Genomic DNA, 24,498 nt, shown 5'->3' on the forward strand with positions numbered 1-24,498 from the left:
GGCGAAGGGCGGTGGGATTTCCCGCCGCCCTTCGCTTTTCAGCGCGTCAGGCCAGATGCAGAGCCTGCAGGCCGAGTTTCAATACCGCCAGCGGACCGTAGAACAGCAGGTACGCGGCGCCGGTCAGGAAAGCCATATCTCTCTCTTCTCAGTCGAACGATCTATCGATCCAGTCGATGGTCTGCATGCCGAAAAGGTCTGTGCCCCAGCCGTACAGATCGGTCAGCATGCGTCCCATGCTGCAGTCGGTGGGCTGGTAACTCACCTCGGTCCCCTGCGATCGGTAGGTATCGGCCAGTTCGCGGGAGTCGCGGGCGGGCACCAGCGACATGAACGAGTCGTCGGCCGCGCAGGAGGTGATCATGACCTTCGCCTTGGGCGTACCCGACCTGCCGAGCACATTGTCCTCGAACACCGCCTGGAAGGCGGGCTCGTCGGCCGGGTTCAGTCCCGAACTGAACAGCAGGTTCAGCGGAATCATCGGCATACCGAAGTAGGCCGGGGTCTGGCACTGCGTGCGGAAGGCATTGGCGACGGCCAGTCCGGCCGGATTCAGCTTCTCGTCCAATTTCATTTCCGGATACCAGGGTTCGAGTCCCAGCAGCGTCGCGAAGACGAAACCGGAGCCGACCGATCCATCGGCCACCCGCATGAAGTTGCGCGGATTGACGACCATGCCCTCGAGCATCGCCGACTTCACATTCAGTTCGGGCGCGTACCGCGGCTGCAGTTCCGCCGACATGGCCGCGCCCACACCGCCGCCCGCGATGCCGAACAGGCCGATCTGCGCATTCGGATCCAGTCCCGCCTCACGATGATTCAGCGCCGCGCGCACACCGTCGAGCTGGGCGTGGGCGGCGAACTTCCCGGCGAATACGCCGTGCGGGCGGCGATCGCCGTCGTTGCCGACATCGGAGATCATCACCGCGTAGCCCTTGTCGAACATCAACGCCAGCGGGCCCAGCGCCGACCAGGACGAGCCGTCGAGCGGATCACCGCCGGTCCACTGGGTGCTCGGATGACACGACCAGCCGACGCTGTCGTTGGCCTCCTGATACGAGATGACCCGGCGATCGGAGTTGGCGCGACCGTCCTTGGGAATCATCAGGATTCCGGTGCTGATCACCGGGGTGACGCCGTCGAGTGCGGTGGTGACGTACATGAGTTTGTACGCCTCGACCGAATTCGGCTTCACGCCGAGGAACATCACGTCCACGGGTTTGGCCTTCAGTACCGTGCCGGGCTGTTCGGCCCCGGTCAGCGGCGGCTCCTGATAGAACGGATCGTCGAACATCAAGGCCCGGAAGGCTTCCTCCGGCGTGGCCGCGGGCGAGTCCTGGATCGTGCCGACCACGAAGCCGTTGAAAACTCGGTCCAGGCCGGGGGTGCTGTTCGGGATCTCGGGCGAATCCGGTTGGGCCACGGCGATTCCCGTGGCGCACAGGCTCAGTGCCAGGGCGGTGATCGCCGTGGCGAACAGGGTGCGAGGCAACGTCAGTCTCCTTGTCCGGCGGGCTCGACGCGCAGCTCACCGGCGGCCGAGGTCAGCAGCTGCGGAATGTTCATGAACGGGCGATGCGATTCCAGCTGGATCTCGTACGGCGTGCGCATCGTGGCTTCCACCGCGGGCCAGTTGTTCTCGACCTGGAACCGGTACTTGGGCAGCAGTTCGGTGGCGATGTAGTCCCAGCGCTCGTCGAAGACCGACCAATTCCAGCTCGGCAGCGGCAGGACCAGCCGCATGGGCTGACCGTTGTTCGCGATGAACGGGATTCGCACCGGCCGGAACTCACGCGGCGGCACCACACCCGCGATGGACGGCGATCCGGCCGCACCGCTGAGATAGGTGATCGCCTCGCCGATACTGCCCTTGTACGCGCGGGTCTCGTCCCACTGCGCGGCGACCGCCCAGAGCTGTTCGCGGCGCAGCAGCGTGGCATTGCCCTCGGCGATGCGGCCCTCGTCGCCGGAGGCGACATCGCGCCAGGCGGCCATGATGTCGCCGCCGAACAGTCCCGCCGCCTCGAATTCCTCGAGTGCGGGCAGACCGCCGGTGACGTAGGCGTCGTGCATGGGCATCAGATCCGAGAAGATGTTCTTCTGCATCACCAGGATCATCCCCAGGATCCACTGCAGATCCTCGGGCGCGATGCGCGGTCCGGCCTCGGCGAGGGCGCGCAATCCCTCGGGCAGCAGCGCGACCGCCTGCGGGCCCGCGGTCTGTTCCACCGCGCCGAGCACGGTGCGCGCGGCCTCGGAGATGCCCGGCAGATCGTAGATATTGCTCACCAGATCGAAATCGACCATACCGCCGCCGAAGTCGGCGCCGACCTGGCCACCCATTCCGGCCCACTGCAGTTCGCGATGGTCCAGCTGCAGATTCTCGTAGTAGCGGTAGGACTTGACGAGGTTCTCGCGATTGGCCTGTACGCCGGTGCGTGGGTTCCAGGAGGGCAGGTCGATTCCGGCCTTGTTGCTCACATCGACCAGCCAGTACTGATAGAGCAGGGCGGCGTACCGGGTGGGAGCGACGCCCCGGGCACGGGCCTGAGCCAGCAGGCCGCCGAGTTCGGCCTCGTCGTAGGGCAGCTCGGGATTCACCCCGCCCGGCCCCTGCGCCGCGTCGCGGTTGACCAGGGGCAGATCCAGATAGCGATCCACCTCGTCCGCGGCGAGGGCGGTGCCAGTGGTTCCGAGTCCGATGGTGACCAGTGCCGCGAGAGCCAGTCCCGCGCCACGCACAAGCGCGCCGATGCGCATGGTGTAGAGCCTTCCGCTTGGCGGTTGACGATCGAACAAGCCGGGCCGAGCCAATTAGCTATCCAATAGCTTCCTACGGACTCGAATAATATCCCTGAGATTGACCTTCGATCGACCTGTCGTTTACGAGGACATTACCAACCGCAGGTAGGTGGCAGTCCAATCCGATCATGAGCGGATCTGTCCGGCACGGCCGATCGGATCGAGCGAGCAAATAGCCTGGTGATAGCGGTGTTTGCTCATTCGTCGAAGATGACGCGGCATCGAACTTCATGTGTCATTCGATGATTCATTTCACAATCGGGTGACAAACAATGCCGGGATCTCTACTCACCGGCACAGGCGGTACGGTCGGGAGCCATGCGCATCGTTTCGGGGATCCTGCTCGCCGTCACCGCGGTCGCCCTGTCGGCCTGCTCGGGTAGCGGCGGCGGTGGCGGCAATTCCACCACCGTCGCGAACCCGTCCACGACGACGAGCGCCGGAGCGACCCCGGCGAGTACCACGACCGCCGGTCGAATCGACTGCGCGGCAGGCTATCTCGCCCAGTTCACGCCCCGCCAGAAGCTGGCGCAGCTGCTGACCGTCGGCATCACCGGCGCGACCGACGCCGAGAACGCGGTGCGCACCGAGCAGATCGGCGGCATCTTCGTGGGCAGCTGGACCGATCCGGGGCTGTTGGCGGACAAGCAGATCGACCGGGTCAAGGCCGCCGCGCGCACCCCGCTCATGGTGACCATCGACGAGGAGGGCGGCCGAGTCTCGCGGCTGCGCAATGTGATCGGGGCGGCCCCCTCGGCCCGGGTCGCCGCGCAGACCGTCTCCGACGACGAGTTCTACAAGCAGAGCGTGGCCCGCGGCACGGCCATGAAGGAGCTCGGCATCACCGTCGACTTCGCCCCGGACGCCGATGTGAGCGATCAGCCCGACGACAGTGTGATCGGCGACCGCTCCTTCTCCGATGATCCGGAGGTGGTCACCCGCTACGCGGGCGCGTTCATCCGCGGGATGCACGACGCGGGTCTGGGCGCGGTCATGAAGCATTTCCCCGGCCACGGTTCGGGTTCGGGCGATTCACATACCGGCGCGGTCCGCACGCCGCCGCTGGACCAGTTGCAGCAGAAGGATCTCGTACCGTTCCGCAATCTGATCGGATCGGGCGCGGGGGTGATGGTCGGACACCTCGACGTGCCCGGACTGACCACCCCCAACACCCCGGCCAGTATCAGCCCGCAGGTGATGGCCCTACTGCGACACGGCGACGGCTACGGCGCGGCCGCCTTCGACGGGCCGATCTTCACCGACGATCTGTCCGGCATGGCCGCCATCACCAACCGGATGGGTATCGAGGACGCGGTGGCCGCGGCGCTCGAGGCCGGGGCCGACAACGCCCTGTGGATTTCGAGCACCGCGGTCCCGCAGGTACTCGACCGGCTCGAGCAGGAGGTGCGCGAGGGGCGGTTGTCGATGCGGCAGGTCGACCAGTCGGTGTTGCGGATGGCTCGCTTCAAGGGCATCCCGCTGAACTGCTGAGCATCCGCGAATCACCGGCAATTACCCTCCGGAGAACTTACCTTGGAGTAAGATAGGGGTTTCGACATGGTCTAGGAGAGTGGATGGCAGGCGGAACGAAGCGGCTTCCCCGGGCGGTTCGTGAGCAGCAGATGCTGGACGCCGCCGTCGAGGTGTTCTCGCGCAAGGGTTATCACGACACCTCGATGGACGCCATCGCCGCCGAGGCCAAGATCTCCAAGCCGATGCTCTATCTGTACTACGGATCCAAGGACGAACTGTTCCGCGCGTGCATCGCGCGCGAGGCCGTCCGATTCATCGAGGCCGTCGCGGTAGCCGGCAACCCCAGCCTCACCCCGCACGAGCAGTTGCGGGCGGGCTTGGAGGCGTTCCTGTCCTATGTCGACAACAATCGGCTGTCCTGGCAGGTGCTCTATCGGCAGGCCCTCGGACAGCAGCCGTTCGCCTCGGAGATCAGCAACAGCCGCGAGCGGATCATCGAGCTGACCGCCAAACTGCTCGAGTCCAGCGCCAAATACGCCGAACCCGGAACGAATTTCGACATCGTCTCCGTCGCGGTGATCGGCGCGGGCGAGGCCATCGCCGACCGCATCGCCAGCGGTGAGGTGAATGTGGCCGAGGCCGTGGATCTGCTGGACAACCTGGCCTGGCGCGGTCTGGCGGGTAAGAAGAAGGCCGAGTAGCGAAACGCGAAAAGCCGCAGGTCATCCGGGTCGGCCGCGGATCGGATCCCCCATGCGATCCGATCCGCGGCCGCCGAAAGACGTGCGGCTCAGCGCAATGTGGCGGTCAGGTGCGGATAACCCTTCTTCGGGTTCTTGAGCGCCAGATCCCAGCCGCCCTGTACCTGATCGGCGTACACATTGACCGTCGACGGTAGCAGGATGGGCTTGCCGAACTTCACCGAGTAGGTGGTCCGTGCGGGCACCCGGCCCTCGATCACACCCAGAATCGTTGCGGCCGACCACATGCCGTGCGCGATCGAACGAGGGAAGCCGAAGGCCTTCGCGCTCAGCGCGGACATGTGGATCGGATTGCGATCGCCCGAGGCCGCGGCGTAGCGGTGGATCTGGGCCTGGCCGACCTTCAGCGTGCGCAGCGGCGGCGGGGGTACCTCGTCCGGTTTGGCCTCCGGCTTCGGACCGCCCGACAGCGACGTCTTCTGCTGATGCAGGAACGTCGTCACCTGCCGCCACACCAGTTCCCGGCCGACATTGATCTCACTGATCGCGTCGACCAGCAGACCCTTGGGATGTTCGCGCAGATTCTCCACATGCGCCTTGAAATCCAGCGGCTCGCTGATCGAGATCTCGCGGGTGCGCTCGATCACGTTCTCCGCGTGCACCGCGCCCACCGCGACGAACGGGAAGTCGCGCGCGACGACCAGTTGCATCACCAGCGGGAAGGTGAGGACGAACGGATAGGTCAGGGGCAGCGAATCACCGAAGCGCAGGCCGGTCGCGTGGCAGTAGGCGGCCAGATTGTCGGCATCGACCTTCAGACCGTTCAATTCGATCGCCCGGTCCGGGATCTGGGATTTACGCGCCGAAACCAGCGGCAGCGGAACGGCTCCCAGCGCGGCCTTCAGATAGAGATTGCCGGTCTTGGGCGGCTCGTGCAGCGAGATGGTCTGGGTCATCATGCTCCGATCAGGGCCTGGCCGCAGACGCGAATCACGTTGCCGCTCACCGCGTTCGAGGCCGGGCTGGCGAAGTAGGCGATGGTCTCGGCGACGTCCACGGTCTGCCCGCCCTGGTACAGCGAGCTGAGCAGCCGACCCGCCTCGCGGGTGCCGAGCGGGATGGCGGCGGTCATGGCCGTCTCGATGAAGCCGGGGGCCACCGCGTTGATGGTGATGCCCTTCTCGCCCAGTTTGGGAGCCTCGGCGTTGACCATGCCGATGACGCCGGCCTTGGAGGCGCCGTAGTTGGTCTGGCCGCGGTTGCCCGCGATGCCCGCGATCGAGGACACGTCGATGACGCGGCCGCCCTGCTTGAGCGCGCCCTTGGCGACCAGGCCCTCGGTAATCCGGTGCGGCGCGGCCAGATTCACGTTCAGCACCGAGTTCCAGCGCGCGTCGTCCATATTGGCGAGCAGCTTGTCGCGAGTGATACCGGCGTTGTGCACGATGATATCGATGCCGCCGAAGCGCTCGGTGGCGAATTCGGCCAGCTTGTCCGCGGCGTCGGGGGCGGTGACGTCGACCGCGAGGGCGACGCCGCCGACCTTGTTGGCGGTCGCGGCCAAAGCCTCACCGGCGGCGGGGATATCGGCCACGATGACCTTCGCGCCGTCGCGGGCGAAGACCTCGGCGATGGTCGCGCCGATACCGCGCGCGGCGCCGGTCACCACGGCGACCTTGCCGTCGAGCGGCTTGTCCCAGTTGATGTCGGCGGCGGCGTTGTCGTCCTTGCCGACCCGGAACACCTGGCCGTCGACGAACGCCGACTTACCCGACAGGATGAAGCGCAGGGTCGACTCCAGACCCGTTGCGGTCGAGGCGGCCTCGGGGTGCAGGTACACCAGATTCGAGGTGGCTCCGCGCAGCAGCTCCTTGCCGACGCTGCGGGTGAAGCCCTCGAGCGCGCGCTGCGCGATCTGGGCCTCGACGCTCGACGCCAGCTCGGGGGTGGTGCCGACGACGAGCACACGGCCGGAGGCGGCGATGCTGCGCATGGCGGGCTGGAAGAACTGGAACAGCTGCTCGAGTTCCTCGATCGAATTGAGACCGGTGGCGTCGAACACCAGTGCGCCGAATTTCACGCCCTGGCTGATGGAGTCGGCGAAGGTGTAGTCCGACAGCAGGTTTCGCGCGGCGTCGGCGACGCGGCCCTTACCGCCCAGCAGCACCGGGCCGGGCAGGGCGGGCTCACCCGGAGTGTACCGGCGCAGCGTCTCCGGTTTCGGCAGGCCCAACTTGCCGGCCAGGAAATTACCGGGGGCCGAGTGAACGAACGATCCGTAGAGGTTGGGAGCGCCCTTGCTCTTGCTGGCTGCCACTGTTCCTACCTTTTCCTTCGTGTCGAATGTGGTCGGCATGCAAATCCGGCTTGCCCCGAGCGTCTTTTCGCACATCTACGGGGTACGGTGTCGACAATGAACTTACTCCAGAGTAAGTTTAATGTAAACCGACGTCGAGACATGTGGAGACTCGAGTGACCAGCAAAGCCCGTTCGACGAAGGCCGCGTCCGCGAGCGGCGGGGCCAAGAACACCAAGCAGACCCGTCCCGTCGCTGTCATCGGCGGTAACCGGATTCCGTTCGCTCGCTCGGACGGCCGCTACGCCCACGCCTCCAACCAGGACATGTTCACCGCCGCGCTCAACGGTCTGGTGAGCCGGTTCGGCCTGCAGGGCGAGCGGCTCGGCATGGTCGTCGGCGGCGCGGTGCTAAAGCGCGTCGGCGAGCACGGCATGATCCGCGAGAGCGTGTTGGGCAGCGAGCTGTCGCCCTACACCCCCGCGCACGATCTGCAGCTGGCCTGCGGCACCGGCCTGCAGTCGCTGGTCACCGTCGGCGACGCGATCGCACTGGGCCGCATCGAGGCCGGCATCGGCGGCGGCACCGACACCACCTCCGACGCGCCCATCGGCGTGAGCGAGGCCGCCCGCGAGTGGATGCTCGACGCCAATCGCGCCAAGAAGAACAGCGATTACGTGAAGCTGGTCGGCAGGCTGCGCCCGAGCATGGTCGGCATCGAGATCCCGCGCAACGCCGAGCCGCGCACCGGACTGTCGATGGGTGAGCACGCCGCCATCACCGCCAAGGAGTTCGGGATCGCCCGCGAGGCGCAGGACGAGCTGGCCTACCTGTCGCACAAGAATATGGCCGCCGCCTACGATCGTGGCTTCTTCGACGATCTGATCACCCCGTTCCTCGGCCTGACCCGCGACGACAACCTGCGCCCGGGTTCCACGCTGGAGAAGTTGGCCACGCTCAAGCCGGTTTTCGGCGTCAAACTGGGCGACGCGACCATGACCGCGGGCAACTCGACCCCGCTCACCGACGGCGCGTCGGCGACGCTGCTGGCGAGTGAGGAGTGGGCGGCCTCGCGCAATCTGAAGCCGCTGGCCTACCTGGTCGACAGCGAGGTCGCCGCGGTCGATTACGTATGGGGTCCGGACGGGCTGCTGATGGCCCCGACCTACGCCGTGCCGCGGCTGCTGGCGCGCAACGGACTCACGCTGCAGGACTTCGACTTCTACGAGATCCACGAGGCCTTCGCCTCGGTGGTGCTCGCGACCCTGCAGTCGTGGGAGTCGGATCAGTACTGCAAGGAGCGCCTCGGCCTGGACGGCGCGCTCGGCTCGATCGATCGCGGCAAGCTCAATGTCAACGGCTCCTCGCTGGCGGCGGGTCACCCGTTCGCCGCGACCGGCGGGCGCATCGTCGCCCAGGCCGCGAAGCAGTTGGCGGAGAAGGGTTCCGGGCGCGCGCTGATCTCGATCTGCGCCGCCGGCGGCCAGGGCGTCGTGGCGATCCTGGAGCGCTGACCGCCTCGCGCGCCGCTATCCGGCCGGTCTCGGATAGCGGCGCGCGATCTGCCGACCGGCCAGATCGAAGGTGCGCCGGGCCAGGCCGGAGATGCTCGTCCCGTCATAGCCCGCGATGGCCGTGCGCAGCGTGTCGTGCAGCGGTTCGGTCCAATGTTCGGCGATACCGCCCGCCCCGGCCAGGACACCCGCCACCGATCCGGCCGTCGCGCCGTTGGAATCGGTATCCCAGCCGCCCTGCACCGTCAGGCCCACGGTCCGGGTGAAATCACCCGCGCCCCAGAGCAATCCGGCGGTGATCAGCGCGGCGTTGCCGACCGCGTGCGACCGGTCGTAATGCGCGTGGCGCGCGTGAATCGCCGTGATCGCCCGCTCCCAGCCGATACCGCGCCGATGATCGGCCCGCACCAGCGCGATGGCCTCGGCCAGGCGCGAGCCGGCCGGAATCGCCTGCTGCGCCTCGTGCAGCGCCGCGGCCGCGGAGTCGGCGATGAAGGCCGAGGCGATCAGCGCGGCCGCCCAGCGCGCGGCCCAGACGCCGTTTCCGGTATGCGAGACCTCGGCGTCGCGGGCCGCCAGATCGGCCGCCCGCAACGGATCACCCGGGCACACATAGCCATAGGCGTCGGCACGAATCAGCGCGCCGATCCATTCCCGATAGGGATTGCGATAGCGCGCGGTGACCGGCGGGGAGAAGCCGTCGATGAGATTGCGATAGGCCACCCGCTCGGCGGTGTAGGTCTGCAGGAACGGCAGTAGTTCCAGCCACTGCCCCGCCACATCGTCGGCGGTGAAACTCCAGCCCTGCTGTTCGAGTAGATGCAGGCCGAGCACGGTGTAGTCCAGATCGTCGCCACGCGGGCAGCCGTCCACGCGACCGAATGTGGATTCGGGCCAGTTGCCCTGTAATTCGCAGCCCTCCGGCATCGGGCTGAGCACCGGCACATAATCGGCCAGCGGGTAGGCGTCGGCGCGCTCGAGGTAGGCGCGGATGCGCGCGGGCGTCCACACCGGACCGTTCTCGAACGGTTTGCCCAGCGTGGCGCCGACACAGCGACCGAGCCAGCCGCCGAGGATGCGGTCGTAGAGGTGGTCCGGGACGGCGGCCGAATCGCCGCGGGCGGGCGGTTCGTCGACCTCGCCGCCCTCCTCGACATACGGCCAGGCCGGATCGTGGGGCGCGGCCTCCACGCGGTCGAGCATCCGCCAGCAGGCCGCGGGATTGGGGATCGGGGTGTGGGTGAGGTCGTGTATCTCCTCGGCGAATTCGTCGACGAGATACCCGGATTCGCGACGCTGCCGCCACTCGAAGTACAGCAGGGCGCGCGGATCCGCCTCGGGGTGGCCGAAGACGGCCGGCTCAATGGGTTCCATGATCTTCACAGGTGGGAATGAATACGTTCGCAAGATGGGATACCCAATGGGTCAGCGGACCGAACTCGTCGGGGACAGCCGCAGCGTGGACAGGGCCGCCGACACCACCTCCGACAGCAGCGGCAGCGATTCGTCGCGCTGCGGCGCGCGGGCCCACCACCGCCCCTCATGGGTGTGCCGGCCGAAGCCGGTGGGCAGGATGACATTGCTGCGATGCGAACCGATATCCACACCGTGTCTTTCCAACTGGACGGTATATTCCAGGGCCGGATAGCCGTCGAAGACCGCGATGAATGTGCGCCGCGGCGGGCGCTCTCGAACGAGTACCGGACCGGGAATTCCGCGTACGGTCAGCTCGCCCAACAGTAAGGCTCCCAACGGTTCCGGAGTGTTCACCGCGGCGATCGCGTCGACGAGAGGTAACACGACGAATCCGGGCGATGTGACATGGACCCTGGGCAATCCGAACACGCTACGATATGCGCATGCCCAATCCTGCGGTGTGACAAGTTCTTCCAACCGCACGATAAACCTCGCTCGGCATCTCTTGCGTACCGGCTCTGTGCCCCGACGCCGGTGTGGTCTAGACAGTCAATCCTGTAATCGCAAGCCATGACACCGATTTCGGTGAATCGTTAGCGAATTATCAAGGACCAGCTAGTGGAGTGCGCGCTTACCGACCGGCCGTCACTGTACTTGCATCGGCGTGGTGAACAAATAGCGAGAGCTATTTGCATGAAATCCGCGGAAATAACCGCGGCGCATCCGGTTGCCCGTTTTCGACGGGCGCGCCGGGTACGCTCGGATCGTAGCCGAACGGGATACCTGGGAGGTTCGTCATGGCGTGCGATCTGATGCTCATTGCCTACGACGGGTCCGAGAACGCGAAGCGCGCGGTCGAGTACGCCGGACGATTTCTGTCCGCGACCAAGGCGGTGGTGCTGACCGCGTGGGAGCCGATGGTGCGCCAGGCCGCGCGGGTCTCCGGATTGTCGGGGGTGATGCAACCGGAGTGGATCGCCGACGAGGAGATCGAGGACATCGCCTACGTCGACGCCAAGCACATCAATGCCGAGGGCGTGCGGCTGGCCAAGCTCGCGGGGCTCAATGCCGAGGCCCGGACCGCGGAATGCACCTCGACGATCTGGAACGCGATCGTGGATGTGGCCGACGAGCTCGATGTAGACATCATCGTGGCAGGAACCCGCGGCGCCACCGGAATTCGCGCGCTGCTGCACTCCAGCGTCGCCGAGGCGGTGCTCAAGCACTGTCATCGCCCGATCCTGCTGGTGCCGCCCGGGAAGAATCCCGTGGGCCACGAGCACTAACCGGCGGCCCGCAGCGCGCGCAGGGCGCTCAGCTCGGCCTCGGTCGGGGCGTCGGTGACGACCGGCTCCTCGGCCACGCGCAGCTCCCAGCCGGTGGCGGCCCGCACCTGCTCGACGGTGACGCCCGGATGCACCGCGGTCAGGATCAGTTCGCCGCGCTCATCGGGGCGCAGCAGTCCGAGATCGGTGACGACCAGGGTCGGGCCCTTGCCGCGCAGGCCGTAGCGTGCCCGCTCACCCTCTCCGGCGCCGTGTCCGAGCGAGGTCACGAATTCCACGCGTTCCACGAAGGCCCGCGCCGAATGCCGGACGACCACGAACACCTCACCGCACGAGGCGGCGATCTCCGGCGCGCCGCCCGCACCGGGCAGGCGCACCTTCGGATCGGCGTAGTCGCCGACCACGGTGGTGTTGATATTGCCGAACCTATCGATCTGCGCGGCGCCGAGGAAGCCGATATCGATACGCCCCGGCTGCAACCAGTAGTTGAAGATCTCGGGGACGCTCACCACCGCGTCGGCGGTTTCGGCGAGGATGCCGTCGCCGATCGAGGCGGGCAGGCGATCCGGTTTGGAGCCCAGCGTGCCGGATTCGTAGATCAGCACCAGCCCCGGCGCATGCGTGGTGCGGGCGAGATTGGCCGCGGTGGAAGGCAATCCGATGCCCACGAAGCAGCGCTGCCCGTCGCGCAGCGCCCGCGCGGCGGCGACGCTCATCATCTCGTCGGTGGTGTAGCTCATGGGTGGCTCCCGGTCGTCGAATCGTGCACGCGCTCAGCGAGCCAGCCGGTGAACGCGTCCCGGTCGCGGCTGATGGCGTCCCAGGCCGCGTAGTAGGCGTTGTCGCGATCGGAATAGCCCTGTGCGTAGGACGGATGCGCACCGCCGGGCACCTCGGCGACCGCGGTGACCACCCACGCGGGCAGCACGATCGCGCCCGGGAGCGGGGTCAGCTCGTCGACGATCTCCTCGACGGTCACCAGGCTGCGCCGCGCGGCGAGTACGGCCTCCTTCTGCACACCGAGCAGTCCCCACAGCTGCACATTGCCCGCCCGATCGGCCCGCTGGGCATGGACGATCGTGACATCGGGATTCAGCGCCGGGACCGCGGTCAGCCGCTCGCCGGTGAACGGGCACTCGATGGGTTTGATGGTGTCGGTGACCGCGGGCAGATCGGTGCCGGTGTAGCCGCGCAGCACCGCGAACGGCAGTCCCGACGCGCCCGCCACATAGCGGTTGGCCATCCCCGCGTGGCTGTGCTCCTCGATCTCGAGCGGTGCGGGCCAGGAGTTCTCGACCGCATCGCGGAAGCGGTGCAGGGATCCGACGCCGGGATTGCCACCCCACGAGAACACCAGTTTGCGCGCGCAACCCGCGCCGATCATCTGGTCGTAGACGATATCGGGCGTCATGCGCACCAGGGTCAGCTCGCGCCGCCGCTGCCGGATGATCTCCTGCCCGGCGGCCGTCGGGATCAGATGCGTGAAGCCCTCCAGCGCGACCGTATCCCCGTCGTGGACGAGCTGTTCCACCGCGGCGGCAAGGGAAACGATCTCGGTCATATTCGGCATCATAGAGAAGGAAACCGAATCCCGTTGCGGCTCAGCGTTGTTGCAGCCAACGCCAGGAATCGTCGGGATTCGCGCGGGCGGGGGCCAGATTCGGGCCGAGAACGTCGGGTTCGGGCGTGGACATCGCGAGGCGGCGGAAGGCGTCCGCGGGCGGGGACAGGGCGTCGCCGCGGCGGCTCAGCACGGCCGTCTCCACCACCGGGACGTAGCGGGCCAGCGGCAGTGTCGCCACCGCGGGGCCGCACAGCGAGCGCACCGACGCCGGGGCCAGAGTCAGGCCGTGCCCGGCCGCGGTCATCGCGACCGCGGTGGACATCTGGGCGACGATCCGGATCGCCGGGGCGATGCCGCCGAGACGGCAGGCCTCGGTCAGATGCTGATGCAGGCCGCCCCACGCGCCGGGCGCGGGGGCGAAGAACTGTTCATCGGCCAGATCCGCGAGATCGACGCGACCGTCCTGGCGGCGCGCCAGGGCCATCGGCAGTACCGCCACCAGTGGTTCGCGATGGATGACCGCGATATCGAGGCGGTGTTCGTGGCCCGGATCGACGGCGACCGGGGGGAGCTGGACGATGCCGATCTCGCTGCGGCGCAAGCGCACCGAATCGAGCACGCTCGCACCCAGCTCCTCGGTGTAGTCCAGTTCGACCTGCGGCCGCTCCCGGCGGTAGCGGGCGAGTAGTTCGGGCAGTACGCCCCAGCCGGTGCCCGCGTCGAACGACAGGGTCAGCCGCCCGGCCCGGCCCGCGCCGATATGTCGCACCGATTCGGTGACCTCGGCGATATCGGCCAGAATTCGCCGGGCCTTGACGAGCAGCTCGCGCCCGGCCTCGGTCGGATCCACGCCGCGGCGGTGCCGGACGAACAGCCGCACATCCAGTTCGGCCTCGAGCTTCCTGATCTGCGCGGTCAGCGGCGGCTGGGTGACATGCAACCGATCGGCGGCCCGCGTCACCGACCCCTCCTCGGCGACGGCGACGAAATAGACGAGCTGGCGCAGATCCATACCTGATCGTATGGCTGAGCCATATATTTCGTATTGGACATATACCTGGCAGTACGCGACTGTGAGACGGAACACAGATCGAAAGAGGTGAGCCGGTGCCCGAATTCACCTACGACGCACCCTGGCAGCGCATCGTCTTCGGCACGGGTTCGGTACGCCGTCAGCTGCGCTCGGAGATCGAACGCCTCGGCGTCGAACGGCTGCTCGTGCTGACAAGTCCGGCCCGGCAACGGATTTCGGCTGGGCTGCTGTGCTCGCTGTCGGATCTGGTCGCCGACGTCTTCACCGGCGTGCGCCCGCACATTCCGGTCGCGGTGGCCGAGGTGGCCGGTGATCGAGCCCGGGTCGCCCGCGCCGACGCCGTGCTGAGCCTCGGCGGCGGCTCCACCACCGGCACCGCGAAGGCCGTCGCGCTGGCCACCGGCCTGCCGATCATCGCCGTACCGACAACCTACGCCGGTTCGGAGGTGACGCCGGTGTGGGGACTGACCGAGAACGGCCACAAACGCACCGGGACCGATCCGGCCGTTCTGCCGCGCGTGGTCGTCTACGATCCGGACCTGCTGCGCTCGATGCCCGAAAGTATCGCCGCGGCAAGCGGTTTCAATGCCATGGCACATTGCGTCGAGGCCTTCTGGGCGCCGGGCCGGGGCAGCAGCGTCAGCGTGATCGCCGAGGAGAGCGTGCACGCGCTCGGCGCGGGCCTGCGCACCCTCGCCGAGGCCGGGGCCGATGCGGCCGCACCCGATCTGCTCTACGGCGCCTACCTGGCCGGATCGGCCTTCGCCACCGCGGGATCCGGCATGCACCACAAGCTCTGCCATGTGCTGGGCGGCGCGTACGATCTGCCGCACGCCCAGACCCACGCGGTCATGCTGCCGTATGTATTGGCATTCAACGCCCCGGGCGCGCCGGAGGCGGTCGATCGCATCGGCCGCGCCCTCGACAGCGCCGATCCCGTCGCGGCCCTGTGCGATCTGGCCAAGATCCTGGGCATCCCCACGAATCTGCGCGAAATCGGGCTCGCCGAAACCGATCTCGACGAGGCGGCCGCACTGACCGCGGCCGTGGTACCCGACGACAATCCCGTCCCCGCCGACCGCACCGCATTGCGCGCACTGCTCGCCGCGGCCTGGTCCGGCGCCGCCACCCCGGAGCACCCATGACCGACCGGCACACCCGCGAACGGCTCGTCACCGCCGAGGTCGAGGCGAGTTTCGCCGACGCGCCCCCGCGCCTGCGCGAGGTGATGAGCAGCCTGGTCCGGCATCTGCACGCCTTCGCCGGGGAGGTCCGCCTCACCGAGGAGGAATGGCAGCGCGGTATCGACTTCCTCACCCGCGCCGGACATATCACCACCGCCACGCGCCAGGAATTCATCCTGCTCTCCGATGTGCTCGGCCTGTCCATGCTGACCATCGGCATCAACGCGCCCGAGGACGAGAAGGCTACCGAGTCAACGGTTTTCGGCCCGTTCTTCGTCGACGACGCGCCGCGGATCCCGCAGGGCGGCGATATCGCGCAGGGGGCCAAGGGCGCGCCCTGCCATGTCAGCGGCACGGTCCGAAACACCTCCGGCGCGGCGGTTCCCGGCGCGCGCATCGATGTCTGGGAGGCCGACGAGGACGGCTTCTACGATGTGCAGTACGAGGGCGATCGGCGGGCCGGGCGCGGCTGGCTGACCGTGAACGACGACGGGTCCTATCACTTCTGGTCGGTGCTGCCCTCGCCGTATCCGATACCGCACGACGGTCCGGTCGGCGAACTGCTCGAGGCCGCACATCGCAGTCCGATGCGCCCGGCGCACTTGCACTTTCGCGTCACCGCGCCCGGCTACGCCACGCTGGTGACACACATCTTCGTATCCGGTGATCCACATCTGAGCAGCGATGCGGTCTTCGGCGTCAAGGACAGCCTGATCGTCGATGCGACCGAACATCCCGCCGGCCGCGCACCCGACGGCTCCGACCGCGACCGGCCCTACTACAGCATGACCTTCGATATCGTTCTCGCCCAGGAGATTCGGCCATGACCGCCCCTCGAGATATCGAGACCGACATCCTCATCATCGGCAGCGGACCCGCCGGCGGGGCGGCGGCGCTCGCCCTGGCCACACTGGGCGTCGACCATCTGGTGCTGACCAAATACCGCTATACGGCCAATACCCCGCGCGCGCACATCACCAATCAGCGCACCATGGAGATCTTCCGCGACCTCGGCATCGAGGACGATGTGCTGGCCCGCGCCACCCCGCACGAGCTGATGGGTCAGACCGTGTTCTGCACCAGTCTCACCGGCGACGAACTCGGCCGGGTGCGGGCGTGGGGCACCCATCCGGCCCGCGAGGCCGATTACACCCTGGCCAGCCCCAGCAGTAATTGCGATATTCCGCAGAACTACCTGGAGCCCATCGTCATTCAGCACGCGGCCTCGCGCGGCTCCCGAATCCGTTTCGACACCGAATATCTCGGCCTGACCCAGGACGACGACGGCGTCGAGGTGCGGGTGCGCGATCGGCTCGGCGGCAACGAATTCACCGTGCGGGCAAAGTATGTCATCGGCGCGGACGGCGGCCGCAGCGCCGTGGCCGCGGATATCGGGCTGCCGTTCGAGGGCGCGATGGATATCGCGGGCAGTATGAACATCGTCTTCCACGCCGACCTGTCGCATCTGGTCGAACATCGGCCCAGCGTGCTGTATTGGGTGCTGCGGCCGGGCGCGGATGTGGGTGGTATCGGCCTCGGACTGGTTCGCATGGTGCGGCCGTGGAACGAATGGCTCATCGTGTGGGGTTACGACATCAACGAACCGCCGCCCGATATCGACGACGAGGCGGCCACCCGGATCGCGCATCAGCTGATCGGCGACGACACCGTGCCGGTCACCATCCGCTCGACCTCGCTGTGGGGCAACAATCGGATGTATGCCACGGCCTATCGCGCCGGGCGGGTGTTCTGCGCGGGCGATGCGGTGCACCGGCATCCGCCGTCCAACGGGCTGGGCTCCAATACCTCCATCCAGGACTCCTACAACCTCGCGTGGAAACTCGCCTATGTGCTGAAAGGCGTTGCGGGCGAAGCACTGCTGGACACCTACAGCGCCGAGCGGATGCCGGTCGGGCGGCAGGTGGTGCTGCGGGCGAATCGGAGCATCGAGGAGTTCGGCGCGATCTTCGACGCCCTGGGCGTCGACGGCGGCAGCGATCCGGAGATCATGCGCGCGGCCATCGACGAGCGCCGCGACGATACCGAGGCCGGCGCCCGCAAACGCCGCGACCTGCGCGCCGCCCTCGAACTCAAGGATTACGAATTCAACGCCCACGGCGTGGAGCTCGGCCAGCGCTACCGCTCCGGGGCGGTACTCGGCGACGGCACCGACGAACCCGGCTATACCCGCGATCCGGAGCTGTATTACCACCCGACCACCTATCCGGGCGCACGGCTGCCGCATGCGTGGCTGGGTACCGGAACCGGCCATCGGGTCAGCACGCACGATCTGTGCGGGCACGGCCGCTTCGCGGTGCTCACCGGCATCTCCGGGCAGGCGTGGGCGGAGGCGGCGGTGGCCGTCGCCGACAAGTTGGGCATCGAGATCGCGGCCCACATCATCGGACCGGGTCGCGAGCACACCGATCTCTACGACGACTGGGCGCGGGTGCGCGAGATCGAGGAGGACGGCTGCGTGCTGGTCCGTCCCGATATGCATGTGGCCTGGCGCTCGCACGGCCTGGTCGCCGAGCCGGCCCGGAAATTGCTGGAGGCGCTGAGCGCGGTGCTGTCGGTCGAGGTGTGACCGCGAGAGCCGCCGACTATGGTCGGGGCATGGACGGCTTTCTGCTCGCACAGCCCGGCGGCGTGCTGCGGACCACGGGCGTCCGCGACACCTTCGATCAGCCGCGGGCCGCGGGCGCGGCGCTGCGGGCGGGGGCGGAGCTCGTGGTCGGCGCGCTGGCCTTCGATCCGCGCGATCCGGCCGCGCTGTGCGTACCGGAACACGCCGAGCACACCGCCGGAGCATGGCGGCCGGCCGCGGTGCCGCCGCTGCCGTCGGTCCGGGTGATCGCCGAGATCCCCAGTCCCGCCGAACATATCGCGCGGGTGACCAAACTGGTCGAACAGCTCTCGGATCCGGGGCAGCCGCTGCGCAAGGTGGTCGCCGCCCGATCGCTGCTGGCCGAGGCCGACGCCGAATTGGAACCGGATGTGGTGGCCGCGCATCTGCTGATCCGCCATCCGCGGGCCAATATCTTCGCCGTGGATCTGACCCCGGCCGGGCGCACCGGCGCGACGCTGGTCGGCGCGACGCCGGAGGTGCTGGTGGCCCGGCACGGCGACATCGTCACCCTGCGTCCGCTGGCCGGATCCATGCCGCGCCATCCCGATCCCGAGATCGATGCGCGGCGTTCGCGAGAGCTGTTGGCCAGCGGTAAGAATCGCGCCGAACACGCCTTCGTCATCGACTGGATCCGCGAGCGCCTGGCCACGGTGTGCGCCGAACTGTCGGTCCCGCCCGAACCGGAGCTGACCGATACCGCCGATGTGTGGCATCTGGCCACCCCCATCCGCGGTCGCCTGCGCGATCCGGCGGTCACCGCACTGGATCTCGCGGTCCTGCTGCATCCCACCCCCGCGGTCTGCGGCACCCCGACCGATCTGGCCCTCGAGACCATCACCGAACTCGAGGAGGAGCGCGGCTTCTACGGCGGCGCGGTCGGCTGGTGCGACGCGCGCGGCGACGGCGAATGGATGGTCGCGATCCGCTGCGCCGAACTGTCCGCCGACGGGCGCACCCTGCGGGCCTTCGGCGGGGGCGGCATCGTCGCGGCCTCGGATCCGCAGACCGAACTCGACGAGACGACCGCCAAGCTGCGCACCCTGCTGGGCGGGCTGCACTGCCCGGTGCCCGAGCGCATGTTGTAGGTTGGCTCGGAATACGACCCGTGTCGATGTATGGGAGTCCCGCGATGAAGTTTGCCGTTCCTGGGGTAGCGAGCGCCGTCGCCGGGGCTGTGTTGGGCGCCGTCGCGGTGTTCGTGATCACGATAGCGGCGCAGCAGAATTCGCGGCCCGAGGTGGATCGCAGCGGCAACGCCTCGTCGTCGCTGCTCAACAACGTTGAGTACGGCGCTCGCTGATCCGCCCGCACGCGCCGATCCCACCGCGCCCCTAGGCCGGCGCTGGCTCGTCGGGACGATCGGCGCGGCATTTCTGCTCACCTTTCTGCAGGCGCCCGGGCATACGGTTGCCGACACCAAATACGATCTGGCCCAGAACCCGCTGGGATTTCTCCAGCGTGCGGCCCATCTGTGGAGCAGTCAGGCGCCGATGGGCCAGGTGCAGAACCAGGCCTACGGCTACTTCTTTCCGCACGGCGCGTTCTTCTCCCTCGGACATGTTCTCGGCCTGCCCGCCTGGGTGACGCAGCGGATCTGGTGGGCGCTGCTGATCCTGGCCGGATTCTGGGGCATCGTCCGACTGTGTGAGGCGCTGGGCATCGGCTCGCGCGGCTCGCGGGTCGTGGCGGCCTTGGCGTTCGCGCTCTCGCCGCGCGTGCTGACCACACTCGGGTCGATCTCGTCGGAGACGCTGCCGATGATGCTCGCGCCCTGGGTGCTGCTGGCCCCGGCCGCGCTGGGCCGGATGCGATTGTGCAAGCGCGGGGCCGCCTCGCCCGCGGGCAGTGCGCTCGCGCTGGCGCTGATGGGCGCGGTGAACGCGGTGGCGACCGCGGCCGCGTTCCTGCCCGCGGCGCTGTGGTGGATCTCCTATCGGCCGAATCGCATGTGGTGGCGGTTCACCCGGGCGTGGATTCCGCTGCTGGTACTGGCCACCTTCTGGTGGGTGGTGCCGCTGCTGGTGCTGGGCAAGGTGAGCCCGCCGTTCCTGGACTACATCGAATCCTCCGGCGTGACCACGCAGTGGGCGTCGCTGGGCGAGGTGCTGCGCGGCACCGACAGTTGGACGCCGTTCGTCTCGCCCGAGCGGATCGCGGGCGCGGTCCTGGTCACCCAGCCCGCCGCGGTGCTGGCGACCGGATTGCTGGCCGCGGCCGGAATGGCCGGGCTGGCACTGCGATCGATGCCGTATCGGGGACGGTTCGCGCTGATCCTGATCGCCGGGCTGGTGGGAATCTGCGCGGGCTATGCCGGACAGCTGGGCGGGCCGTTCGCGGATTCGGTGCGGATCTTCCTGGATTCCGGCGGCGCGCCCCTGCGCAATGTGCACAAACTCGAGCCGCTGATCCGGCTGCCGCTGGTGGTCGGGCTCGCCCATCTGCTGCGCCGGGTCCCGCTGCCCGCCTCGGTGCGGATGCCGGTGTGGCGCAGCGCCTTCGCCCATCCCGAACGCAACCCGATGGTGGCCGTGACCGCGCTGATCCTGGCCGCGCTCACCCTGTCCACCTCGCTGGCCTGGACCAATCGCTTGGCCCCGCGCGGCGCGTACGACCATGTGCCCGGCTACTGGCAGCAGACCGCGGACTGGTTGGCGCACAATGCCGCCGACACCCGCGCGCTGGTCGTGCCCGGCGCACCCTTCGGCAGTCAGATCTGGGGACTGACCCGCGACGAACCGCTGCAGGCCCTGGCCACGACGCCGTGGGCGGTGCGCGACGCCGTCCCGCTCACCCCGCCCGGCGCGATCCGGGCCATGGATTCGGTGCAGCGGCTCATCGCCGATGGACGGCCCTCGACCGCGCTGGCCCCGACATTGATCGATCAGGGCATCGGAATTCTGGTGCTGCGCAATGATCTCGACCCGGACACCTCGCGCTCGACGCGGCCCATGCTCGCCCATCAGACCGTCGCGGGCTCGCCCGGATTGAGCAGGGTCGCCGAATTCGGCAACGAGATCGAAGTGGGTCACGGCGACGGACTGGTCACCGACGGCGATCTGCGCCCGGCCTATCCGGCGATCGAGATCTACCGCGTCACCGCGCCCCGGCCGGGCACACCGGCCGAGGTCCGCGGGGGTTCGGGCGCGCCCGATGCCTTCCCGGGCGCGTATACGACTCCGCTGAATTCGGTGCCGGTGGTGCGCGGCGGACCCGAGGTATTGGAACGGCTGCGACGCGACAACCCGAACAGGCCCGCGCTGCTGGCCGCCGACGCCGGGCGGGCCGGATTATCGGGCGAATCGGTGACGGTGACCGATACCCCGATGGACCGGGAGACCGATTTCGGCAAGGTGGACAATCACAATTCGGCCCTGCGTGCGCCGACCGACGCGCGACGCACCCACAATCTCGTACCCGACTACGCGGTACCGGGCGAGCGATCGGTGGAGGGCGAATGGTCGGGTGCGGTGGTGACCGCGTCCAGTTCGGCCGCCGACGCCACCCAGCTCGGCGGTTCGGCGCCGGGCAGTTCCACCGCGGCCATGGTGGACGGCGATCCCTCCACCGCCTGGCTGAGCAACAGCGCCGAAAGCGCCGTGGGCCAATGGGTTCGGCTCCAACTCGAGCGGCCGGTGCGCACCGGCGTACTGCATGTCACCACCAGTCCGGCCGCGATCGGAGATCCGGTGAAATGGCTCGAGGTGCGCACCGCCAATGGCACGGTCGCCGCGCGCATCTCCGAACCCGGTGCGCCGGTGTCGATTTCGCTGCCGCCCGGGCGTACCGACTGGCTCACCGTCACCGCCACCCGCACCGAGAACGGCACGGGCGGCGGGCAGTTCGGCATCAGCGAACTCTCGCTCGAGGACTATGCCGACCGCGAGGCCCCGGTATCGGTGGATATCCGCCACCGCACGGTACTGCCGCCGATCGCCGCGGGCACTCCGGTGCGCGGCTGGGATCTGGGACAGGAGTTCCCCGGGCGCAGTGGCTGTTTCGACTCCGAGGACCGGGTGCGCTGCAGTAAGGGTCTGGGACTTCCGCCCGAGGAGCCCGGTTCGTTCGAGCGCACGCTGCAGGTGCCCGAGCCGATGGCGGTCCAGCCACGACTGACCGTTCGCACCCGACAGGGCCCGGCGCTCGAGACGCTGCTCACCGATCACGACCGGCCGATCGCCCGGGGCAAGGCCGATGTCGGCGATCTGCGCGGTTCGGCCTTCGCGGCCACCGACGGCGACGATCGCACCAGTTGGATCGCGCCGGAGGATATGGTGCGAAATCCGGCCGGGCCCAAGCCGACTCTCACCATCGAGCTGCCGCGTCCGGAACTGGTGACCGGTGTGGAGGTGACCCCATCACGGGGCGCGCTGCCCGCCCGGCCCACCTCGGTCGCGGTGAATCTCGGCGACGGACCGCAGGTACACGAGATCGATCCCGACGCCGAACCTGGCACACCGGCGCGCCTGGAGTTGCAGCCGCGGGTCACCGATCGCATCGAGCTCAGTATCAACAGCTGGAAGACCGTATTGGACCGCACCGCACTGGGTTTCACCCTGGCGCAGCCGCCGGGCCTTGCGGAGATCACGGTGCTCGGTCCGGACTATCCGCCGCCCGCGCCGCTGGATCGACCGGTGACAGTCGACTGCGCGCACGGGCCAACACTGGCCGTGGCCGGTCGGATCGTGCACACCTCGATCACCGCGACGGCCGACCAATTGCGCTCCGGCGCACCGGTTCCCGCCCGGATCTGCGAGGAGGACGCGGACGCGGTGAGCCTTCCCGCGGGGCGGGTCGACGTCACTGCCACTCCCACCGAACTGTTCTCCGTCGACGAACTGCGTCTCGACCGTACCGACGCCGCGCCGCAAGCGATTTCGGCACCGCCGGGCACCCGCCTGCTGGTACTGCCGCTGAGCACCAATGTCGGTTGGCGCGCCCACACCGCCGACGGGCGCACCCTGGCCCCGATCGTGGTCGACGGCTGGGAGCAGGGCTGGCTCCTGCCCGCCGACGCCCACGGTCCGGTCACCGTCGAATTCCCGATCGATCGCTGGTACCGGCTGGCCATCTTCGGCGGACTGCTGCTGCTACTGCCCCTGATCGCTCTGGCCGTGCCCTGGCGGCGGCGCGCCGAAGTGCCGGTGCGACAACCCGATTCGCCGCCTGATCCCTGGCATGCCCGAATCGCGGGAATGGCCGGGCTGACCGCGGCCGCGCTGCTCATCTCCGGTCCGGTCGGGGCCGGGCTGGCCGTCGCGGGATTGCTCGCGAATCAGTTCCTGCCGCGGGTGATGCCCAGGGTGCTGGTGCTGCTCGCCGGGCTCGGTTCCGCCGTGGCGGCCGCGGCCCTGTCCACCGGACCGTGGCGTTCGCCGGACGGGTATATGGGCGGTTCGCTGTGGGTGCAGTTCCCGGCGCTGGTCGCGGTCGTCGCCGTGGGACTCGCGGCGCTCAGCCGAGACGACGCCGAACCCAGTGCCGCACCGGCTCCTCCACGAGCGCGTAACTGGCTGCGGCGAGCGGGACGGTGAAGGCGATCGTCAACAGCAGCACATGGACGAAATGTCCACTGAACGGGATGATTCCGAAGACCGGGAACACCATCCACAGCACCGCCAGATGCCAGATGAAGATGCCGTAGGACCAGCGACCCAGCGTCGCGGCGATCCGGCTCTCCAACAGGCGATGCCGTCCGTCGCCGAGCACCAGCGGCGCGAGCAGTCCGAAACCGATGAGCGCGCCCAGGCCCATTTTCAGCACATACTGCCAGGGCGCGCCGCGGACCAGCCCCGCCGGACCGGCCAGATCGGTTGCCGACAATCCGAAGGCGACCGCGGCGAGAATCCACATGGCCCAACGGTTTCCGGCGATGCGCCGCCAGCGCGGCGACTCGTCCTCCACCAGTTCGGCCAGCAGCATGCCCGCGGCGAACCACGGCAGATACCCCGGCAGCCAGTTGTCGGCGTGTATGGCGTCCGGGGTGGGTACGGGCAGCAGATTCCAGCCCAGGCTGAATACGCCCAGCGCCACCACGCTCGCGATCCGCCAGCGCGGCCGATGTATCCACATCAGTGCACAGGCGAGTGCGGGCAGCGCCAGATAGAAGGCCACCTCCACCGACAGACTCCACATCTGGGTGAGCCCGTCGGTCAGCGTCAGCGGCACGAATACCTGCAGCAGCGTCAGATTCGCCAGCCACACCCGCCGCCCGGCCGAATGCGCCGCCGAGGGAAGCAGTATCAGCACCGCGCACACCACCACCCAGTACGCGGGCAGAATGCGCGCGGCGCGATGCAGTAGATAACGCCGGGCGGGCGGGGCCGAACCGTGTCCGCGCGCGGCCGCCGCGTGCGGCCGCCACAGCAGGAATCCGGACAGGCCGAAGAAGACGGCCACGGCCATATCGAATCGTCCCCACACCCGGCCCAGCACCGGGACGCCGGACGCGCCGGTTTGAAAGGCCACGTGGGTGAGCACCACACCGAGCGCGGCCAGCGCGCGCATCCCCTCCAGCGCGGGGACGAACGCGCGCGACGGCACCCGCGCGGGTGCGATCTGCTCGGTCACGGTGGTGGTCATCGCGGTCCAGTGTGCCGGGTG

20 protein-coding genes are annotated in these 24,498 nt (G+C 68.4%); 10 read left to right on the forward strand and 10 right to left on the reverse strand.

Going from position 1 to position 24,498, the window contains the following annotated elements:
- Positions 1-148: 148 nt before the first annotated feature.
- Together NP4_RS24650 and NP4_RS24655 are read right to left on the reverse strand one after the other, a co-directional pair.
- Positions 149-1,492, reverse strand: coding sequence for a lipase family protein (locus NP4_RS24650; RefSeq protein ID WP_068002287.1), 1,344 nt, complete (start codon positions 1,490-1,492; stop codon positions 149-151).
- Positions 1,493-1,494: 2 nt separating this feature from the next.
- On the reverse strand, positions 1,495-2,760 hold the full coding sequence (locus NP4_RS24655; protein ID WP_068002290.1) for a hypothetical protein: 1,266 nt from the start codon (positions 2,758-2,760) through the stop codon (positions 1,495-1,497).
- A 360-nt stretch (positions 2,761-3,120) separates the two neighbouring features.
- Between NP4_RS24655 and NP4_RS24660 the strand changes: the two genes are divergently transcribed.
- Both NP4_RS24660 and NP4_RS24665 read left to right on the forward strand, forming a co-directional pair.
- Positions 3,121-4,293, forward strand: coding sequence for a glycoside hydrolase family 3 N-terminal domain-containing protein (locus NP4_RS24660; RefSeq protein WP_068002294.1), 1,173 nt, complete (start codon positions 3,121-3,123; stop codon positions 4,291-4,293).
- Between the two features lie 83 nt (positions 4,294-4,376).
- Positions 4,377-4,976 (forward strand): TetR/AcrR family transcriptional regulator, encoded by a 600-nt coding sequence (locus NP4_RS24665; protein WP_062508144.1) that lies wholly within the window; start codon positions 4,377-4,379, stop codon positions 4,974-4,976.
- 89 nt (positions 4,977-5,065) lie between these two features.
- Here NP4_RS24665 and NP4_RS24670 read toward each other — a convergent pair whose 3' ends face one another.
- A complete protein-coding gene (locus tag NP4_RS24670) occupies positions 5,066-5,935 on the reverse strand; it encodes a MaoC family dehydratase (RefSeq protein WP_068002296.1) in 870 nt (289 codons plus the stop codon).
- Positions 5,932-7,332: a 3-oxoacyl-ACP reductase gene (locus tag NP4_RS24675; protein ID WP_068002299.1), complete on the reverse strand. Its 1,401-nt coding sequence runs from the start codon at positions 7,330-7,332 to the stop codon at positions 5,932-5,934. The genes NP4_RS24670 and NP4_RS24675 overlap by 4 nt, the downstream gene beginning before the upstream one ends.
- 116 nt (positions 7,333-7,448) lie before the next feature.
- Between NP4_RS24675 and NP4_RS24680 the strand changes: the two genes are divergently transcribed.
- Positions 7,449-8,786 carry an acetyl-CoA C-acetyltransferase gene (locus tag NP4_RS24680; protein ID WP_068002302.1) on the forward strand — a complete coding sequence of 446 codons (1,338 nt, stop codon included), beginning with the start codon at positions 7,449-7,451 and terminating at the stop codon, positions 8,784-8,786.
- A 15-nt stretch (positions 8,787-8,801) separates the two neighbouring features.
- Here NP4_RS24680 and NP4_RS24685 read toward each other — a convergent pair whose 3' ends face one another.
- Together NP4_RS24685 and NP4_RS24690 are read right to left on the reverse strand one after the other, a co-directional pair.
- Positions 8,802-10,160: an ADP-ribosylglycohydrolase family protein gene (locus NP4_RS24685; RefSeq protein WP_211335951.1), complete on the reverse strand. Its 1,359-nt coding sequence runs from the start codon at positions 10,158-10,160 to the stop codon at positions 8,802-8,804.
- 51 nt (positions 10,161-10,211) lie between these two features.
- Entirely contained in the window at positions 10,212-10,586 is a 375-nt protein-coding gene (locus NP4_RS24690; RefSeq protein ID WP_147288068.1) for a hypothetical protein, read from the reverse strand.
- Between the two features lie 413 nt (positions 10,587-10,999).
- Here NP4_RS24690 and NP4_RS24695 point away from each other — a divergent pair, with 413 nt between their 5' ends.
- Entirely contained in the window at positions 11,000-11,488 is a 489-nt protein-coding gene (locus NP4_RS24695) for a universal stress protein (RefSeq protein ID WP_068002308.1), read from the forward strand.
- On the opposite strand, the gene NP4_RS24700 is transcribed toward NP4_RS24695, so the two are convergent.
- Genes NP4_RS24700 through NP4_RS24710 form a run of 3 tightly spaced genes read right to left on the reverse strand, consistent with a single transcriptional unit; the run spans position 11,485 to position 14,064 of the window.
- Positions 11,485-12,228, reverse strand: a complete 744-nt coding sequence (locus tag NP4_RS24700) for a CoA-transferase subunit beta (RefSeq protein ID WP_068002311.1) — start codon at positions 12,226-12,228, stop codon at positions 11,485-11,487. The two genes, NP4_RS24695 and NP4_RS24700, sit on opposite strands and share 4 nt — an antisense overlap.
- Positions 12,225-13,049, reverse strand: a complete 825-nt coding sequence (locus NP4_RS24705) for a CoA transferase subunit A (RefSeq protein ID WP_068002501.1) — start codon at positions 13,047-13,049, stop codon at positions 12,225-12,227. The genes NP4_RS24700 and NP4_RS24705 overlap by 4 nt, the downstream gene beginning before the upstream one ends.
- Positions 13,050-13,089: 40 nt before the next feature.
- Positions 13,090-14,064, reverse strand: a complete 975-nt coding sequence (locus NP4_RS24710) for a LysR family transcriptional regulator (protein ID WP_068002314.1) — start codon at positions 14,062-14,064, stop codon at positions 13,090-13,092.
- 95 nt (positions 14,065-14,159) lie between these two features.
- Between NP4_RS24710 and NP4_RS24715 the strand changes: the two genes are divergently transcribed.
- From NP4_RS24715 to NP4_RS24735, 6 genes are read left to right on the forward strand one after another with little or no spacing between them, the layout of a single operon-like run.
- Entirely contained in the window at positions 14,160-15,230 is a 1,071-nt protein-coding gene (locus NP4_RS24715) for a maleylacetate reductase (protein WP_068002318.1), read from the forward strand.
- Entirely contained in the window at positions 15,227-16,096 is an 870-nt protein-coding gene (locus NP4_RS24720; RefSeq protein WP_068002321.1) for an intradiol ring-cleavage dioxygenase, read from the forward strand. The genes NP4_RS24715 and NP4_RS24720 overlap by 4 nt, the downstream gene beginning before the upstream one ends.
- Complete coding sequence (locus NP4_RS24725) at positions 16,093-17,856, forward strand: FAD-dependent oxidoreductase (RefSeq protein ID WP_068002323.1); 1,764 nt, start codon at positions 16,093-16,095, stop codon at positions 17,854-17,856. Before NP4_RS24720 ends, NP4_RS24725 begins: the two co-directional genes overlap by 4 nt.
- Positions 17,857-17,885: 29 nt before the next feature.
- Positions 17,886-18,983 (forward strand): isochorismate synthase, encoded by a 1,098-nt coding sequence (locus tag NP4_RS24730; protein ID WP_068002505.1) that lies wholly within the window; start codon positions 17,886-17,888, stop codon positions 18,981-18,983.
- Positions 18,984-19,027: 44 nt separating this feature from the next.
- Positions 19,028-19,198, forward strand: a complete 171-nt coding sequence (locus NP4_RS40190; protein WP_082876198.1) for a DUF2613 domain-containing protein — start codon at positions 19,028-19,030, stop codon at positions 19,196-19,198.
- Complete coding sequence (locus NP4_RS24735) at positions 19,179-23,429, forward strand: alpha-(1->3)-arabinofuranosyltransferase (RefSeq protein ID WP_068002327.1); 4,251 nt, start codon at positions 19,179-19,181, stop codon at positions 23,427-23,429. The genes NP4_RS40190 and NP4_RS24735 overlap by 20 nt, the downstream gene beginning before the upstream one ends.
- Here the strand turns inward: NP4_RS24735 and NP4_RS24740 are convergent.
- A complete protein-coding gene (locus NP4_RS24740) occupies positions 23,350-24,477 on the reverse strand; it encodes an acyltransferase family protein (RefSeq protein WP_068002330.1) in 1,128 nt (375 codons plus the stop codon). The genes NP4_RS24735 and NP4_RS24740 overlap by 80 nt on opposite strands.
- Positions 24,478-24,498: the final 21 nt, after the last annotated feature.

Origin of the sequence: Nocardia pseudobrasiliensis NBRC 108224 (genome assembly GCF_001613105.1) — a bacterium.
GTDB classification, from domain to species: Bacteria; Actinomycetota; Actinomycetes; order Mycobacteriales; family Mycobacteriaceae; genus Nocardia; species Nocardia pseudobrasiliensis.